General features: G+C 30.7%; 18 protein-coding genes. 8 read left to right on the forward strand and 10 right to left on the reverse strand.

The window, feature by feature from the left end:
- Positions 1 to 3: 3 nt before the first annotated feature.
- The 3 genes from DEFDS_RS07190 to DEFDS_RS07200 are packed head-to-tail and all read left to right on the forward strand — an operon-like array spanning position 4 to position 1,567.
- Positions 4 to 762 carry a slipin family protein gene (locus tag DEFDS_RS07190; RefSeq protein WP_013008136.1) on the forward strand — a complete coding sequence of 253 codons (759 nt, stop codon included), beginning with the start codon at positions 4 to 6 and terminating at the stop codon, positions 760 to 762.
- Positions 763 to 1,356, forward strand: coding sequence for an epoxyqueuosine reductase QueH (locus DEFDS_RS07195; protein WP_013008137.1), 594 nt, complete (start codon positions 763 to 765; stop codon positions 1,354 to 1,356). It abuts the gene before it with no gap.
- Positions 1,340 to 1,567: a DUF2905 domain-containing protein gene (locus DEFDS_RS07200; RefSeq protein ID WP_013008138.1), complete on the forward strand. Its 228-nt coding sequence runs from the start codon at positions 1,340 to 1,342 to the stop codon at positions 1,565 to 1,567. The genes DEFDS_RS07195 and DEFDS_RS07200 overlap by 17 nt, the downstream gene beginning before the upstream one ends.
- 63 nt (positions 1,568 to 1,630) lie before the next feature.
- Here DEFDS_RS07200 and DEFDS_RS07205 read toward each other — a convergent pair whose 3' ends face one another.
- Complete coding sequence (locus DEFDS_RS07205; RefSeq protein WP_013008139.1) at positions 1,631 to 1,834, reverse strand: cold shock domain-containing protein; 204 nt, start codon at positions 1,832 to 1,834, stop codon at positions 1,631 to 1,633.
- A 69-nt stretch (positions 1,835 to 1,903) separates the two neighbouring features.
- Positions 1,904 to 2,779 (reverse strand): LysR substrate-binding domain-containing protein, encoded by an 876-nt coding sequence (locus tag DEFDS_RS07210; RefSeq protein WP_013008140.1) that lies wholly within the window; start codon positions 2,777 to 2,779, stop codon positions 1,904 to 1,906.
- A 97-nt stretch (positions 2,780 to 2,876) separates the two neighbouring features.
- On the opposite strand from DEFDS_RS07210, the gene DEFDS_RS07215 reads away from it, so the two are divergent.
- On the forward strand, positions 2,877 to 3,818 hold the full coding sequence (locus DEFDS_RS07215; protein ID WP_013008141.1) for a YeiH family protein: 942 nt from the start codon (positions 2,877 to 2,879) through the stop codon (positions 3,816 to 3,818).
- Between the two features lie 29 nt (positions 3,819 to 3,847).
- Here the strand turns inward: DEFDS_RS07215 and elbB are convergent, their stop codons facing one another.
- A complete protein-coding gene (gene elbB / locus DEFDS_RS07220) occupies positions 3,848 to 4,513 on the reverse strand; it encodes an isoprenoid biosynthesis glyoxalase ElbB (RefSeq protein WP_013008142.1) in 666 nt (221 codons plus the stop codon).
- 272 nt (positions 4,514 to 4,785) lie between these two features.
- On the opposite strand from elbB, the gene DEFDS_RS07225 reads away from it, so the two are divergent.
- Both DEFDS_RS07225 and DEFDS_RS07230 read left to right on the forward strand, forming a co-directional pair.
- Entirely contained in the window at positions 4,786 to 5,607 is an 822-nt protein-coding gene (locus DEFDS_RS07225; RefSeq protein WP_013008143.1) for an SIR2 family NAD-dependent protein deacylase, read from the forward strand.
- A gap of 41 nt (positions 5,608 to 5,648) precedes the next feature.
- On the forward strand, positions 5,649 to 7,544 hold the full coding sequence (locus tag DEFDS_RS07230; RefSeq protein WP_013008144.1) for a thioredoxin domain-containing protein: 1,896 nt from the start codon (positions 5,649 to 5,651) through the stop codon (positions 7,542 to 7,544).
- On the opposite strand, the gene DEFDS_RS07235 is transcribed toward DEFDS_RS07230, so the two are convergent.
- Positions 7,541 to 8,041 carry a flavin reductase family protein gene (locus DEFDS_RS07235; protein ID WP_013008145.1) on the reverse strand — a complete coding sequence of 167 codons (501 nt, stop codon included), beginning with the start codon at positions 8,039 to 8,041 and terminating at the stop codon, positions 7,541 to 7,543. The genes DEFDS_RS07230 and DEFDS_RS07235 overlap by 4 nt on opposite strands.
- 72 nt (positions 8,042 to 8,113) lie before the next feature.
- Here DEFDS_RS07235 and DEFDS_RS07240 point away from each other — a divergent pair, with 72 nt between their 5' ends.
- On the forward strand, positions 8,114 to 9,442 hold the full coding sequence (locus DEFDS_RS07240) for a hypothetical protein (RefSeq protein ID WP_013008146.1): 1,329 nt from the start codon (positions 8,114 to 8,116) through the stop codon (positions 9,440 to 9,442).
- Complete coding sequence (locus DEFDS_RS07245) at positions 9,417 to 10,223, forward strand: ion transporter (RefSeq protein WP_013008147.1); 807 nt, start codon at positions 9,417 to 9,419, stop codon at positions 10,221 to 10,223. Before DEFDS_RS07240 ends, DEFDS_RS07245 begins: the two co-directional genes overlap by 26 nt.
- A gap of 1 nt (position 10,224) precedes the next feature.
- Here the strand turns inward: DEFDS_RS07245 and DEFDS_RS07250 are convergent, their stop codons facing one another.
- The 6 genes from DEFDS_RS07250 to DEFDS_RS07275 all read right to left on the reverse strand — a co-directional run bounded on the left by DEFDS_RS07250 (position 10,225) and on the right by DEFDS_RS07275 (position 16,525).
- A complete protein-coding gene (locus DEFDS_RS07250; RefSeq protein WP_013008148.1) occupies positions 10,225 to 10,557 on the reverse strand; it encodes a hypothetical protein in 333 nt (110 codons plus the stop codon).
- Positions 10,557 to 11,000, reverse strand: a complete 444-nt coding sequence (locus DEFDS_RS07255) for a CBS domain-containing protein (RefSeq protein ID WP_013008149.1) — start codon at positions 10,998 to 11,000, stop codon at positions 10,557 to 10,559. The genes DEFDS_RS07250 and DEFDS_RS07255 overlap by 1 nt, the downstream gene beginning before the upstream one ends.
- Positions 11,001 to 11,297: 297 nt before the next feature.
- Entirely contained in the window at positions 11,298 to 12,221 is a 924-nt protein-coding gene (locus DEFDS_RS07260; protein WP_013008150.1) for a sulfurtransferase, read from the reverse strand.
- 18 nt (positions 12,222 to 12,239) lie between these two features.
- Entirely contained in the window at positions 12,240 to 12,611 is a 372-nt protein-coding gene (locus DEFDS_RS07265) for a hypothetical protein (RefSeq protein WP_013008151.1), read from the reverse strand.
- A 39-nt stretch (positions 12,612 to 12,650) separates the two neighbouring features.
- The gene (locus DEFDS_RS07270; RefSeq protein ID WP_013008152.1) at positions 12,651 to 15,752 is read right to left on the reverse strand and encodes a molybdopterin-dependent oxidoreductase; all 3,102 of its coding nucleotides are present in this window, start codon (positions 15,750 to 15,752) and stop codon (positions 12,651 to 12,653) included.
- A 32-nt stretch (positions 15,753 to 15,784) separates the two neighbouring features.
- Positions 15,785 to 16,525 (reverse strand): 4Fe-4S dicluster domain-containing protein, encoded by a 741-nt coding sequence (locus DEFDS_RS07275; protein ID WP_013008153.1) that lies wholly within the window; start codon positions 16,523 to 16,525, stop codon positions 15,785 to 15,787.
- Positions 16,526 to 16,799: the final 274 nt, after the last annotated feature.

Genomic DNA, 16,799 nt, shown 5'->3' on the forward strand with positions numbered 1-16,799 from the left:
AACATGTTTAACTTATCTGCAATACTGTTTTTACTAATTATAATTCTTTTAGCAAAATCAATTCGAATCCTTAAAGAATATGAAAGAGGCGTAGTGTTTAGACTCGGAAGATACGTAGGAGTCAGAGGCCCAGGTCTAATCATCTTAATTCCTGTATTAGAAAAAATGTTTAAAGTAAATTTGAGAACAATAGTTATGGATGTCCCACCTCAAGATGTAATTACAAAAGATAATGTTTCTATAAAAGTAAATGCTGTGGTATATTTTAGAGTATTACACCCAGATAAAGCAGTACTTGAAGTAGAAGATTACTACTATGCTACAAGTCAAATTTCACAAACAACATTGAGAAGTATTCTCGGCCAATTTGAGTTAGATGACTTACTTTCTAATCGTGAAAAAATAAATATGGAACTGCAATCAGTTATTGATAAACACACAGATCCTTGGGGGATTAAAGTTAGTGCAGTTGAAATGAAACACATTGATTTACCTCAAGAAATGCAAAGGGCGATGGCAAGACAAGCAGAAGCAGAAAGGGAAAGAAGGGCAAAAATAATACATGCAGAAGGTGAATTACAATCAGCAGAAAAACTCTCCCAAGCTAGTGAGATCATGTCAAAAAGCCCTATAACATTACAATTGAGGTACTTACAAACATTAAACGAAATCGCTTCAGAGAAAAATTCTACAATAGTTTTTCCTATACCAATGGAAATAATTAAACCTTTCTTGGACAAAAAAGACGATAAAGGTGAATAAATGAAATTACTTCTTCATCAGTGCTGTGCCCCTTGCTCAGTTTATCCAGTATCAATTTTAAAAGAAACACATTACACAATCTATGGTTTCTTTTATAATCCAAATATCCATCCTGTGGTAGAGTTTTATAAAAGGTTAGAAAATGTTTGGTATTTCAATAACATAAATAATATAAAAACTATCGTTGATGAAACATACGGCTTAAAAGAATTTGTTCAAAATGTTGTTTATAGAGAAAACAACAGATGCAAATATTGCTATTTCACTAGATTAGAAAAAACTGCTCAAATAGCAAAAAAAGGTAAATTTGATGCTTTTACAACTACACTCCTATACAGCAAATATCAAAATCATTCTTTAATAAAAGATATCTGTGAAAATCTCTCTAAAAAATATAAAGTTGATTTCTATTATTATGACTTTCGAGAAGGATGGAAAGAGGGTATTGAAAAATCGAAAGAACTTAATTTGTACAGACAACAATATTGTGGATGTATTTATAGCGAAGAAGAAAGATACAAAAAACAGTTATCAAAACAGTTCAACATTTTGAAAAATTCAGAAACAGAGGTGGTGCATGAGTCCACTGAATGAATTAGGAAAAACTTTACTGATTTTTGGAATATTTTTTATTGTTATTGGATTGATACTTATATTCAGTGGAAAGTTACCTAATTTTCTAGGGAAACTACCTGGTGATATTTATTACAAAAAAGGGAATTTCACTTTTTACTTCCCCCTTGCTACATCAATAATCATAAGCATCATTTTAACAATTTTACTTAATATCTTCTTTAGAAAGTAATTTTGGACACAAAAAAACCCCACCGTAAAAGGTGGGGTATTATTTTCACCTACCCTATGTTGCTTATATTTTTACAACATTGGAGGCCTGTGGACCTTTAGGCCCTTCAACGATATCAAACTGAACTTGATCGCCTTCTTTAAGGCTTTTGAAGCCGTCCATCTTGATTGCAGTAAAATGAACGAATACGTCGTTACCATCGGAGCTGGTAATAAAACCATACCCCTTTGAATCGTTAAACCACTTAACTGTTCCTGTCTTACTCATAAACTCACCTCAAAATTTTGTTACAGGGGTAAACCCCTTATTTAATCCTAACCCCATACGTCACTTAAGTCAAACAAAATTTAGTATAAAATTTAAAAAATTTTCTAACGCCGCCGTTTTAAACTTAAATGGATTAAGAACAATATAAAAATTTCTTTTTAAATCAATATCTGAATTATAAATTTTTATCTTTCCAAGCTTAGATATATCTTCTAAAGTAAATTTTGATAAGCATCCAAATAAATCACTTTTTACAACAGCTGATTTTATAGCTTCTGAATTGCCAAGTTCTAAGGCAATATTATAATTTATACCAGCTTTCATCATTGCGTGCTCAAAAACCTCTCTAGTTCCAGAACCTTTTTCTCTTAAAACCCATCTCAATTCTCTCAAACTTTCTCTCTTCAAAATATCATTTTCAGCAATAGGATTTGTAATTGAAGAAAATATCACAAGCTCATCTTCCATCCACTGAATAAGTTGATATTTTGAAGAATCAGCCACACCTTCAATAAAACCTATATCTATTTCAAAATTATCTATTTTCTTTAAGATATTCTCGGTATTTGATACAAAAAGATTAAATTTAACATTTGGATACTCTTTCATATAGTTAGAGATCAACTCAGGTAAAATATAATTACCAATTGTAGTACTCGCTCCAATTCTCATATTTGAAACATGTTTACTTTGTAAAACTGATTTTAGCTCTTCGAAATGCCCTAAGAATTTTTTAACATACTGTTTTGCAGCCTTACCTTTATCGTTTAAAATTAATTTTTTATCAACTCGTTCAAAAAGTGGCTCACCAATTTGATTTTCTAACTCCTTTAACGCCAAACTAACTGCTGGTTGAGTAAGATTTAATATTTCAGCTGTTTTAGTTATACTACCATAAGTGGCCACATACCAAAATATCTCAAGTTGTCTCAGTGTAATATTCATATTAATTAATTTTATATATTTTATAATTTTTATTAATTTTACTTATCTAAATAAAAAATATATAAAAAGCAAGCTATATTTAATGGAGGAAAACTTTATGAATAAAAAATTACTAAAAATTGTGTATTTGTTAGCATTTTTAATATGTGCGTTACCTTTTATGGAATCTACCTATGCACTTTTATTAGGATTATTTTTAGCATTAGTTTTTACAAATCCTTTCCCTACATTTACAGCAAAATCAAGTAAACAACTCTTAAAGATTTCAGTTATTGGACTTGGTTTTGGAGTAAATTTTTATCAGGTTTTAGAAGTGGGTAAACATTCAATTCTACTCACTTTTAGTACTATAATAACTACTCTTTTTATTGGATACTTTTTAGGAAAACTGTACAAAATTGAACAAAAAACATCCACATTGATTTCATTTGGCACAGCAATATGCGGTGGAAGTGCCATTGCAGCTATGGCTCCTGCAATTGATGCTGATAACAATTCTATAGCCATATCACTCGCTACTGTTTTTACATTAAATGCTGTAGCTCTAATAATATTCCCAATAATCGGTCATTTATTACATTTATCACAATCACAATTTGGTCTTTTTGCAGCACTTGCAATTCACGATACCAGCAGTGTTGTAGGAGCTGCATCTATTTATGGAGCTACTGCTTTATCAATTGGAACAACAGTAAAACTAACAAGAGCTCTATGGATTGCTCCTTTTGCATTTACTGCTGGATTAATAAATGGCAAAAAAAATAATAAAATCAGCTTCCCATTATTTATTTTAGGTTTTATTCTTGCAGCATTTCTAAGCAGTTATTTACCACAATATAGTGATTTTTGGCACAAATTAAATTTTGTCGCAAAAAGATTGCTTGTAATGACACTTTTTCTTATAGGTACAGGGTTGAGTAAAGAAACTTTAAGAGAAGTGGGGATAAAACCTTTACTTCAAGGAGTTTCCTTATGGTTTATAGTTACCATTGGAACACTTACACTAATCTTTTTAAACATACTAAATTATCCAAGATGAAAAAAAGGAGGGTAGCCCCTCCTTTTTTATTATTTAACAAAATCTAACAACTTCTTAACAGTTTTTTCGATACCTTCAGCAACCTCAGAAATACGCTGACCAAGCATATAAGCCGGTGTTGTGATTATCTTATTTTCTTCATCCACAACAGCTTCTTTTACCGGACAACTAATATGGTTTGCTCCCAGATTCTCGATAGCTGATGCAACATTTTCATCTGTACCAATTGTTATCTTAGTTTTTATCCCTGTTCCTTCTAAAGCTTTTGCAACTAAAACAGGAGCAATACATATTGCAGCTAAAGGTTTTTTAGCCTCAATAGTTTCTCTAACTATCCTTTTAACCTCTGGGTCTATTTGACAATCCACACCATCTATTGCAAAAGTTGTAAGGTTTTTGGCAGCACCAAAGCCACCTGGAAAAATTAATGCATCAAAATCATCAGCACTAACATCTTTTAAGTCTTTTATATTACCTCTAGCAATTCTTGCTGATTCCACTAAGACATTTCTGCTTTCCCTTTCAGCAACCTCACCAGTCAAATGATTTACAACATGAAGCTGTTCTTTATTTGGTGCAGCTATTAAAAGCTCAGCTCCATACTTATCTAAAAAATACATAGTTAAAACTGCTTCATGAATCTCACTACCATCATATACTCCACATCCGCTCAAAACCACACAAACTTTTGCCATATCATCACCTCCAAATTGATATTATTGGACTCAACTATAATTAAATTTAATGCATTTATTGAAAAGTTTCAATTATAAAAATATATTTTATTTTGGCAAAAATTTAATTATTATAGAAATAGGTAGTGTACCTTAATGGTTGTTTATGTTACCTAGATTGCTTCGCTAACGCTCGCAATGACAATAAGTTATGGTCATTGCAAGGTAAAATAATTTGACGAAGCAATCTTTTAATTAATTGATATTTAATAAATTAGACTAAAAAGGGGTGGATGATGGTAGAAAAATATCAAAAATGTGCAGAATTAATAAAAGAAGCAGATGTTTTGATTATTACTGCAGGAGCAGGGATTGGGGTTGATTCAGGTTTACCTGATTTTAGAGGAGATAAAGGGTTCTGGAAAGCTTACCCAATGTATGAAAGACTAGGATTAAATTTTGTTCAGTGTGCTAATCCCGTACACTTTGAAAGTGATCCATCTTTTGGTTGGGGGTTTTATGGACACCGTTTAGAAATGTACAGAAATACAACCCCACATAAAGGATTTTACATAATGCTGGATTGGATCGATAAATTTGGATTAGATTATTTTGTCGTAACATCAAATGTAGATGGACAATTTCAAAAGGCAGGATATAAAGAAGACAAAATTTACGAAATCCATGGTTCTATTCATCACCTTCAGTGTGTAAAACCCTGTACAATGGCAATTTGGGAAAATACCGAACATATTGAAATAGATTATGAAACAATGAGAGCTAAAAATATACCTAGATGTAAATTTTGTGGTGATGTAGCTAGACCAAACATATTAATGTTTGGGGATTATTCATGGATTGCTGACAGATCCCATAGGCAATCAGTTTTATTTGATAATTTCCTAGAAGAACACAAAAACAGTAAAATTGTAGTCATAGAGATTGGAGCAGGTACTGCAATCCCATCAATAAGATACACCAGCGAAAGAATAGGCAGATATCATAATGCAACAGTAATAAGAATTAACCCAAGAGAGCCTCATATCAACAAACCACATATTTCTATACCAGAAGGAGGCCTTAAGGCATTATCAGAAATCAACAAACATATATAAACAATAGTTGTAATTATTAAAAATTAGATTATATTTTCATAATGGAATTCTTAATTTCTTTATTAATTTTATTTCAAATTTTACATTTTGGTGAAATTAAAATTAATAGATTATTTTTATCTAACTCTTCATACCTTAAACAACATCAAACAAATCCAGTAAATTGGCATTTTTTTAACAGTTACTCATTGTTTTTATCAAAATATACCAATAAACCTCTTTTCATATCTATTGGTTTTAAATCCTGTCATTGGTGTAATGAATTAGAAAAAGAACTTTTTAAAAAAAGTGATGCAGCTAACTTTTTAAATAAAAAATTCATACCAGTAAAAATTGATAAAGAAGAAATGCCCCAAATTGATAATTATTTCCAAAGCTATTATTTTAAAATATATGGAAAAAATGCTGGCTGGCCTCTGAATATTATTAGTGATTACAAACTGAAACCAAAAGCATTCTTCAGTTTTGTTCCTTACAAAGATGAATTTACAGGTAAATCTTACAAAAAAATTATTTTAGAAAAATTAAATGAAGATATTACTATCAAAACAAAAAATCATCAAACCTTGCAAATCTCAAAAGTGTTTGATCAAAAATATGGTGGTTTTTTAGTAGATGGTTTATTAAAATTTCCACGAAATGAAATATATCAACTATTAGCAGACAGATATATATACGAACATAATATTAATGACAAAGAAATTGCAACACTATCATTATACAATATGGCATCAAAAGGGTTATTTGATATTATTGATGGAGGTTTTTTCAGATATTCAACTGATACAGAATGGATAATTCCTCACTTTGAAAAAATGTTATACACAAATGCATTACTAATTTCGACATATTTAAGATGGTATTCAATAACAAATAATAAATTTTACTTAAACACAGTTAAGAAAACATTATCCTTTTGGTTGAATAATATGTACAATGGAAAATACTTTTACTCTTCAATAAATGCTGATAGTAATGACATGGAAGGGCAATATTATTTAATAGATTATAGAAAATTGCAGGACTATCTTAAAAATAACTATCCCAATATAGATATTAAAACATTTGAAAAATTGCATATTACAAAAGATGGAAACTTCGACTATTTTTTAAATCAACCTTACTTAAGTGATTACGAACTTGATAATAAAACTAGATATTTAATTAACATATTACAAACTTATAGATTGAAAAAACCTTTCCCACAAATTGATAAGCAGATAATATTTTCTTGGAATATGGAAATGTTGAAAGCTCTTATAGATTACTCCTACTTTGATAGAAAGATTCTTAATTTTATAATCAAAACTTTATTCAATTTAGAAAAAGATTTTATATACCATAACAATATTTTTCATAGCAAAAATTTAAATACTTTAAATACAAATTCTCTACTTGAAGATTATGCTTTTTATATAGAAACACTTATTGCTTTATATAATAGAACTTTAAACAAAGATTTTTTTTATAAAGCAATTAAATTTACAAATATTGCAATTAACAAATTTTATAAAAATGGAAATTGGTATACCACTGAATCGCATAAATTTATAGCTTCACTAAATGAAAAATATAAAAAATCTGCTGCATTAACTATGCTGTTAAATCTAAAATATATTTTACCAATTTCCAATAAAGATCTTTTTATAAAAGTCTATAAAGAAACTTATGAGAATATTTCAAAACTGAGATTAGATAGTATCAATAATCCATCATTTTATAGGTTAAGATTTCCTACTATTAAAATAACTGGAAATAGAAAAAATTTGAACTTACTAATTGATAATAAACTACCTCTGAAATATCATTTAATTTTTAAAGAAACCCAGGATAAATACTTATACTTAACAGCCTGTTATAATAAAATTTGCTTTATTCATACTAAATCTCCCTATGAACTAATAAAAATTATTAATAATAAAATAAATAACAATTAAACAATTTTTTTAATTAAATGAACTATCTCACCAATATACATACGATGGTAATCTTTTTTTGGGTAAAATGTTTCTATTTCGTCTTCAAGAAAATTGGATGGATTTAAATCTGCAAAGCATAGCTTTTTGCAACAATAAACAGCTTCTGCTTCTTCAAAATAAATAAAATTATCATCCTTTACTACGCTTAGTCCAGTTTCTTTAACTTTATCTATATCATGCCCAGATTTAGTTCCGCAATAGTTTAAAACATCTCTGTATTCTTCATCAAAAAATGAAAGTGTAAAATATTCTGTCTTTTCCATTAGTTCAAAAGTATATCGTGTAGGCCTAATAAAGGTGTAAACTACATTTTTATGCCATAAAATACCAAAACCTCCCCAACTTGCTGTCATAGGATTTACTTTTTCAACAGTTGGAGTAATAAGCATCCATCTATCATTAATTTCAGTAAAAGGGTTGAAATTTACTTCTTTAATATTTACTTTTTTAAACATTTTCACCTCCGCTTAAAGAAATTAACTAAATCTGGATTGTAATTCAACTCTTTTTTTGATAAATAAAAACAAATGAAAAATAAAAATCTGACTTATACAAAAATCTTTAAGTTTTGGTTCCCACTTGCTTCTACCTGGATAATGATGTCATTAGAAGGGCCTATTCTTGCTGCAATTATAGCTAGATTACCTAATGAAAAAATCAATTTAGCCGCTTATGGAATCGCTCTTGCTTTTGGTTTAATCTTAGAATCACCTATTATTATGATTATGGCAGCAGCAACTGCACTAATTAAAGATAGAGAATCCTATACAAAACTTAGAAATTTCACAATGTTTTTAAACTTTGCCATCACAATATGTATTTTAGTATTATTATTACCACAAGTTTTCAGTTTCGTTGGGGAAAAACTTATCGGATTAACAGAGCCAGTTTACTCGCTTACCTATAATGCCACTATGTTCTTACTCCCTTGGCCAGGGGCTATTGGTTACAGACGACTTTATCAGGGTGTATTGATAGTTTCAAACAAAACAAAATTTATAGCTTACAGCACTATCGTAAGATTACTATCAAATGTTTCTACTGCAATTTTATTATATAAGTTTACTCATTTAAATGGTGCATATATCGGTACAATAGCTTTATCAACTGGTGTTATTTTTGAAGCATTAGCTGTTAGAATTATGGCTCATAATTCTATCAAAGCAATAAAAAGTAAAATCTCAAATGAAGAACCACTTACTTACAAATTTATTTCTAAATATTACTACCCATTGGCACTCACCCCTTTTATAGCATTATCCTCTCAGCCCATTGTTACATTCTTTTTGGGAAAAAGTATAAAAGCTCTTGAATCACTTGCTGTAATGCCTGTTGTTTACTCTTTAACATTTATATTTAGAAGTATAGGTTTATCTTACCAAGAAGTTATTATTGCCCTAACAAATAATTATCCTGACCAAAAAAATAAAATAAGAAATTTTGCTATCCTTTTGGCAATAACAACTACCAGTTTATTGTTTTTGATAACCGCCACTCCATTTTCAAACTTTTATTTCATAAGATTGAGTGGTTTATCAGAAGAATTAGCAAATTTTGCTAAAACTCCTGCACTAATAATGTCCATAATGCCGGCACTAACACTTTTACTCACATATCAAAGAAGTGAATTTATTATGAAAAAAGTTACATTTCCAATTACTATAGGAACGGTAATAGAAGTAGGTGGTATAATTACTGTAATATACACATTGATTAACTTAAAATTATTCGTTGGTGCAATCTGTGCTGCTTCATCCTTCGTTTCTGGAAGATTAATGGCAAATATCTATTTCTTTATTGCTTTATATTTTTTGTTGAGGAAAAGAAACAGTGACACTCAAAAAGAAACTACATGAAATAATTTTCGAAGCTGAAACACCAGAAGGCAAAGCCTTTGACATTGTTTTAATAATTCTAATAATTTCTAGCGTTATTTGTGTGATTATAGATAGTGTTGAACCGATATCTACAAATTATAAAACTTACCTTTATATATTAGAGTGGTTTTTCACCATAGTTTTTACCATAGAATATTTTTTAAGATTATGGATAATAGAAAAACCTTTAAAATATGCTAAAAGCTTTTATGGAATAATTGATTTTTTATCTTTTGTTCCATCTTATTTAAGTCTTCTTTTTACAGGTACACACTATTTGATTGTCTTGAGGACTCTGAGGCTTCTTAGAATATTTAGATTATTTAAGCTCATTCAGTATGTAAAAGAATCTAATATTATATTAATAGCATTGAAAGAAAGTAGATACAAAGTTTTTGTATTTTTATTTGCTATTTTAAACATAGTAATCGTCATAGGTACATTAATGTATGTGATAGAAGGTGAACAAAACGGTTTTACAAGTATCCCAAAAGGGATTTATTGGGCTATAGTTACAATTACAACAGTAGGGTATGGCGATATTTCGCCAAAAACACCTTTAGGACAATTCCTTTCATCAGCTATTATGATATTAGGGTATGCTATAATTGCCGTTCCCACGGGAATAGTAACACATGAACTATCAAAAGCATACAACAAAAAAAGTGTATCAACAGAAAACTGCCCATCATGTGGACGCGATGGACATGACACAGACGCTCTATACTGCAAATATTGTGGCGCAAAACTAAACGAATAATTTAACTATTCAAGTATTTTGTGGTGCAGCCTAATCTTTCTCTCAATAATTTTTCTTCATCTCCTTCAACCTTTTCACCATTTTCTACATAATAAAAAGTTATATTTCCAGAATCTGACAATAAAGCATAATACTTTGTCAATCCCCAATTTTTCACATCATCTTCAATATTATATTCAATAACTTCTTCATAAGGTAAAAGTGCCAACGTATCAATTTGCTCCAATAATACACAACTCCCTTTCAAAAAAATACCATCTATAGGCTGCAGCCACTTAAAATCATCACCATTCTTAATTATTAAATACTCACAAAGCTTAAAAACTGTCCCCATTATAAAGCATAATCTCCTGTTATAAACCTTTCTAAATCCCTGATATAAGATTCTCTATCTTCTATAATCTGTTTTACAACATCTCCAATAGAAATCAAACCTATAACTTTACCATCTTGCATAACTGGAAGATGTCTAATCCTTTTTTCTGTCATAAGCGCAAGGCAAGCTTCCGTTGTAGCTTCAGGTTTAATTGAAATAACCTTTTCTGTCATAACCTCTTTTATTGGAGTATCTTTAGAGTATTTACCTTTTAAAATAAGTTTCCTTGCATAATCCCTTTCAGTAAAAATACCAACCATTTTATCCCCATCCATAACCAATACTGAACCAATATTGTTATCAGCCATAACTTTTAAAGCATCATAAACAGTAGAATCCGCTGAAACTGTAAATATTTGATTACCTTTTTTTGCTAAAATATCTTTTACTGTTGTTTGCATAAACACCTCCATAGTAATTCTTGAGGCTGTTGCACAATAATAATTGCTTAAACATTCACTTGCGCTCGCAATGACAGCAATTTTGGGTCATTGCAAGGCAACAAAAATTGACTAAGCAATCTCAAAATTATAGTGATATCAAAAAATTGTTCCTTTGTGCAACAGCCTCTTCTTATACTAATATAACACTTTTTTAAAATTTATCTATAGATTATTTGTATAATTTACATAGATATTACATATAGAAAGTTGATAGGTTAAATTATTTTAACCTATCAACTAAATAGATATATTTGACTAGAATTTAGTAAAGTTTTCAATTACAAATTGCTTAGTAGGCATATTTAAATTTGTCCATTCAATTAGACTTCCATCGTATAACAAAACATTTTTAGCACCCATAAGCTCATGTAAAATAAACCATCCAACAGATGCATGATTGCCTGTATTGCAATATACAATTAGTTTTTTATTTATATCAATATTTAAAGCTCTTAAAGTCTTATAAATATCATTTTTAGAAATATAAGTTCCATCATTTTTAAAAAATATAGACTCAGGCATCATATAAGAGCCTGGAATATGACCTGGATATAAAACATAAGATTTCTTACTTATCCCTAAATAGAGTTCTAAATTTCTAAAATCAATTAAAATTGAATTTTGATCACTCATCAATTTTTTTACATTTTCAAAATCTGCAATCATATTTTTATCTACATTCTTCAATTCTACATTCCCGAAATTAATCTTTTTCCCAGCCCCCTTTTCTATCTTTTTTATTTCATCTACCCATTTATAATAGCCACCATCTAACAAAGCAACATTTTCAAATCCATAAACTTTAAACTGCCAGTATAACCTTGCTGCATATTTTGCATTTACCGCACCTTTTTGTTTCGTATAAATTACAACAACAGAATCATTGTTTACACCTAACTTTCTCAGGAAACTTTCAAAATAATTTTTATCAGGTAAAAAACCTTCTAACATTTTTCCATTAATATTTTTATCAACCCTAACTTTTGATTTATCTACAAAACGAGCACCAGGTATATGCCCTCTAATAAAATCACTCATTGATTTTCTAACATCTAAAACAATTACTTCATCAAGATGTTTATTTAACCACTGAACACTTACAAGTGGTGAATCTAATTTTGCTGCATAAGCACTACCAACTAATATGAGACATAATATCACCAAAAATAACCTTTTCATAAATCACCTCTCTAAATATTAACAACCCCAATCTCTTTCCTCTTTTAAAGGAGGTAATATGTTGTATATTTTTTCAATCTTTTTCGATTCTACCTCAATGGTAATTTTTACTTTAACACCATTAAAACATTTATTATCAAGCTCTAAATAACTATTATCTCCAGTTTTAATATATTTGTTTCCACGCTTCTCTAAATTATTAACACCAGAAACTTTCATACAATTATTATCAATAGTCACTCTAAAGGGTTTATCCGTGTTAATAACCACAATTTGGTTTTCAAGCTCATGAATTTCATCTGGAAAAATAACTAAATTATCCACAGCATAAATTGAAAAACAAAATATAAACAGAATTATAATTGTTTTTATATATATAAACTTTTGCATACTTAACCCCTAAAAAAAGTGGGGCAGAGCCCCACTAAATTAAGCCTTTACTACTTTTACTCTTGTATCATAAAAGGAGGCACTACCGCCAATTTTATCTGTTAGACACATATTTTTCAATACTGGGTCTACAAGCATTGCAGCATTTGGACAAAGCCCTGTCGCACGGCGCTTATCACCTTTTACAACTTTTCCATCAACAATAACATCGTGAGAGCCGTATGCCCAGTGACCATAATGCCAACTAACAGCTACAGTTCCAGGAATTATTGCCTCTGATACTTTCACTTTACCTTTCATCTCTATCTTCATACCATTTTTAAGATCCCATACACCATCAGGGTTTGTAGGTGATACAAGTTTTGCAACATCACCATCACTCAATCCAAGCCTATCTGCATCTTTGCTGTTCATCAAGATAAAGTTTTCATCAAGATATAGATCTAACATCCAGTAGTCGCCAACTGTTCTTGATTGACCACCAGTAATTTCTTTGTAAGAGATTAATTGTAAATCATATCCAGCTTGATTTAGTGGTCTATCAAACATATCAGCAGCAGGCACATATACAGGATATCCATAGAATCTCTTACCAGTCATAGAATCTCTTGTAGTTGCAACTTTTTCCATATAGATGTTGATCTTTTTCTTAAATTGATGAGCAAGTTTATCACCTTTTATAGCTTTTGATGTATGTTCAAATCTACCACCACGATTTAATACATAGATAATCTTCTTCCAGTTTTCGCTTTCTTTTACCTTCATCACATCAAAAGCAGCTTTTGACAGATGTTTTCTTGCTTTAAAGAATACATCAATTTCTCTACTGTCAGCATCCGGTACAGGTGTTCCTTCCATAGCTAAATTTTCAGCTAATTTGAGATAAAAATCCTCTTCACGATAGTTATCCATACCTGGGCCAAATCCATCTTTACCAAAACCAGGTAAATTAAGTTTTTCAGCTATTGCATACATCAATGTTTCCATACCAAGATGCACTTCTTGACCAAAAACTTTTGTCTTATCAGTCATAGGTTCTACAACAGGTTGTCTTACTTTTGAAACTTTTACTGTGTTATCAGGTGTAGGATGCGAAAATCCCCATCTTTCCCAAATTGCTTTATCAGGGAAAATATAGTCACAATACATTGTTGTTTCGCCAATTACAATATCACTTCCTATCAACAATGGTATTCTATCAACATCTTTTAGCATTTCAATAAAAACATGACCTGCAGGTGCTGAAAAAGCAGGGGTACCTTTATGAATCATCAAACAGTCAATGGAATATGGATAACCTTCATAAGCTGAAGGGATTATCTCCTGATAAACATTCCCGGTAAATGGATAGAATGGTCTTTTAGCTGGATATCCATTAAAGAATGTTGTCTTTTCATATTTAGTTTTTTCTCTTGTTACAGGATAACCAAAATGTCCCAATTTTCCTTTAACAAGTTTTTTCATATTGTATGGATTGCCTTTTTTACCACCGTATTCATGCCAATGGCCACCACCAACAGCTAAACCACCAGCCCAGTCAACATTACCAATAAGTAAGTTTAATGCAATAATTGCTGTAGCATTGTAATAGCCGTTTGTATGCTGAACTGGACCACGATAAAGATCTATTGCAGCCTTCTTACCATAGGAAGTAAACTCTCTTGCCAATGTGATAATCTGCTCAACAGGAACTCCACAAATATTAGCCCATTCCTTGAGAGTCCTTGATTTAGTTGATTCATAATAAATCTGAAATCCTGATTTAACTCTAATTCCGTTAATTTCAGTATCAACAAAAAGATCACCAAATACAGCATCCCCTTTCTCTTTTCCAGCTACTGGCTTTCCGTCTTTCATAACCACAAAATCACCACTTAAGCCAATTTCAGAAGGTTTCAGCATACCAGCAGGGCCATCTTTTTCTATTTTCACAAGGTGAGTTGCATTTGTAAATGTAGTTTCATTTATACTGTATGCAGCTTTATAGTTTGCAGCAGATAAATATTTTTTGTCATATCTATTTGTTTCAATAATATATCTACCCATTGCGAGTGCAAATGCTGCATCAGTTCCAGGTCTTATTGGTACCCAGTAATCAGCTTTTGCTGCAGTCTTAGACATTCTTGGGTCAACTACAGCAATTTTCATACCTCTTTCTGTATATCCAGCTGTAAGTTTTTCAGATATTGGAGGAGGTCCAAAATTTGCTTCAAAACCACCAGTACCAAAATAAATAACAAACTTAGCATTCATAAGGTCTGGCTTTAGATGATGTTTACCAAACATTTCATGAAAACCGATATGGTGTGATTGCTCACAAATTGTTGTATGCTCATAAAAGTTTACTGAGCCAAAACAATCTTTCATAAATCTTTTCATAAACTCTTTTCTACCATGCTCGATACGACCAGCCATGAAAACAAATCTATTGTTATATGGTCCTGCATCTGGATGATCAGGGTTAGCAAAAAGATCCATTTTACCAGCATATTTAGATTTAAACTCGGACCAGCTCATTTTCTTTTCAGCCAAAGCTTTTGCATCCTTAGCCATTTGCTTCATTAATTTTGGATCACGAACTTTAAAAATATCTCTCAAACCTTTTACTTTTCTATTTTCTTCACCTGGAACATCTTTAAAAAGGTATCCACCTTCAACAATCTCTTTTACTGCTTGCTCAAAAGGTATAGCTTTCCATTTATTCTCACCTCTTTTACCAGTTCTCTTCAATACTTTTACTATACGATAAGGATCATAAAGGGACTGGATACCTGCCTGCCCTTTTGGACATATTTTACCATCAACTCTAGCAGCAACATCCACTGGAGTATTATATGGCAAGTTTTCAAACATATTCTGAGCAGAATAAGGGTTACCATCAATTTTAAGTAATATCCCTTCATCTACCTTACACTTTATATTACAGGCTGTATGACACTGCAAACAGACAGAATATATTACGTGCTCAGGTTTTGCTAAAACATATTTCGAAAGTTCACCGCTTTTTGACATTTCATCAAGTTTCTTTTGTACACAACCAAGCTGTGACATAAGCATAGCAGAACCACCCAAAAATGCAGAGGACTTTAAAAACCCTCTCCTGTTAATTTCTATTTTATCCACAATAGATTTCTTACTCATAAATTACCTCCAAACTATTTTTTAAATTAAATTTATTCATGACATCTCTTACAAAGTTCTACATCATCAGCCACATATTTTGTAGTAGGTTTAGTACCTTCACTTGCTAAGAATGTATATAAATTAAGCTCTTTTGCTTTTTGATATACAAGGCTTTCAGGGTCATTAATATCTCCAAAATAGTTTGCACCACCAAGACAAGTAGTAACGCATGCTGGTAAAACGCCCATTTCCAACCTATGAAGACAGTAATGACATTTTCTACAACTACCTATAGGAAGGTTATTACCTTCTCTCTCATATTTATGTCCATACTCATAAATAGGTCCTTTTTCATAATCCATCACTTTTGGTGTACCTTCAGTATAGTAATTACCTTTATCAACAGAAATAGCTGAATAAGGACAAGCATTCGCAGCTGCACCACCACAGCTTTGACACTTAGAATAATCAATTGCAACTATACCATCTTCTCTTTTGTAAATAGCGCCAGATGGGCAAGCTTTGATACATGGAGCATTATCGCACTGCATACACATTCCAGGCATAAAAATACGCATTACATTAGGGAATTCGCCATCTTCAGCTTCTTTAACCCAACGATAATTTACACCTTCTGGAGTTTTGTTTTCTGCCTTACATGCAACAGAGCATGAATGACAACCTGTACATTTTCTAATATCTACCAGCATTACCCACTTTCTCTTATTTGCTGGTTTTAATAGAGCCCTTTCAAGATCCTTTTGCATACGCAAAATTATAGATTCGCTCATAATCTGACCTCCTAAAAATTAATCATTATTTTATAAGCATAAAACATGCCAAAATTGCACTTCAGTAAAATCAATATTTTAAGGATATTTAAAAACATTACGTGAACAGAATCTTTACACACATTGTAAAGTTTCTTTACAACTGTTGTTTCAATATTAGGGATTTAAAAATGGCAGGATTGAAATAACACCAAAATGCAGTCATTATAAGGGTTAGTGAAACAATTTCAAATAACATTAGATTTATAGTTTTAGAATATTGTGCAATTTTTTA

The sequence above is a fragment of the Deferribacter desulfuricans SSM1 genome, from assembly GCF_000010985.1.
Lineage (GTDB): Bacteria > Chrysiogenota > Deferribacteres > Deferribacterales > Deferribacteraceae > Deferribacter > Deferribacter desulfuricans.

Coding starts and splice junctions, on each gene's coding strand:
- DEFDS_RS07190 (WP_013008136.1), top strand. CDS start 4: ATGTTTAACTTATCTGCAATACTGTTTTTACTAATTATAATTCTTTTA.
- DEFDS_RS07195 (WP_013008137.1), top strand. CDS start 763: ATGAAATTACTTCTTCATCAGTGCTGTGCCCCTTGCTCAGTTTATCCA.
- DEFDS_RS07200 (WP_013008138.1), top strand. CDS start 1,340: ATGAGTCCACTGAATGAATTAGGAAAAACTTTACTGATTTTTGGAATA.
- DEFDS_RS07205 (WP_013008139.1), bottom strand. CDS start 1,834: ATGAGTAAGACAGGAACAGTTAAGTGGTTTAACGATTCAAAGGGGTAT.
- DEFDS_RS07210 (WP_013008140.1), bottom strand. CDS start 2,779: ATGAATATTACACTGAGACAACTTGAGATATTTTGGTATGTGGCCACT.
- DEFDS_RS07215 (WP_013008141.1), top strand. CDS start 2,877: ATGAATAAAAAATTACTAAAAATTGTGTATTTGTTAGCATTTTTAATA.
- elbB (WP_013008142.1), bottom strand. CDS start 4,513: ATGGCAAAAGTTTGTGTGGTTTTGAGCGGATGTGGAGTATATGATGGT.
- DEFDS_RS07225 (WP_013008143.1), top strand. CDS start 4,786: ATGATGGTAGAAAAATATCAAAAATGTGCAGAATTAATAAAAGAAGCA.
- DEFDS_RS07230 (WP_013008144.1), top strand. CDS start 5,649: ATGGAATTCTTAATTTCTTTATTAATTTTATTTCAAATTTTACATTTT.
- DEFDS_RS07235 (WP_013008145.1), bottom strand. CDS start 8,041: ATGTTTAAAAAAGTAAATATTAAAGAAGTAAATTTCAACCCTTTTACT.
- DEFDS_RS07240 (WP_013008146.1), top strand. CDS start 8,114: ATGAAAAATAAAAATCTGACTTATACAAAAATCTTTAAGTTTTGGTTC.
- DEFDS_RS07250 (WP_013008148.1), bottom strand. CDS start 10,557: ATGGGGACAGTTTTTAAGCTTTGTGAGTATTTAATAATTAAGAATGGT.
- DEFDS_RS07255 (WP_013008149.1), bottom strand. CDS start 11,000: ATGCAAACAACAGTAAAAGATATTTTAGCAAAAAAAGGTAATCAAATA.
- DEFDS_RS07260 (WP_013008150.1), bottom strand. CDS start 12,221: ATGAAAAGGTTATTTTTGGTGATATTATGTCTCATATTAGTTGGTAGT.
- DEFDS_RS07265 (WP_013008151.1), bottom strand. CDS start 12,611: ATGCAAAAGTTTATATATATAAAAACAATTATAATTCTGTTTATATTT.
- DEFDS_RS07270 (WP_013008152.1), bottom strand. CDS start 15,752: ATGAGTAAGAAATCTATTGTGGATAAAATAGAAATTAACAGGAGAGGG.
- DEFDS_RS07275 (WP_013008153.1), bottom strand. CDS start 16,525: ATGAGCGAATCTATAATTTTGCGTATGCAAAAGGATCTTGAAAGGGCT.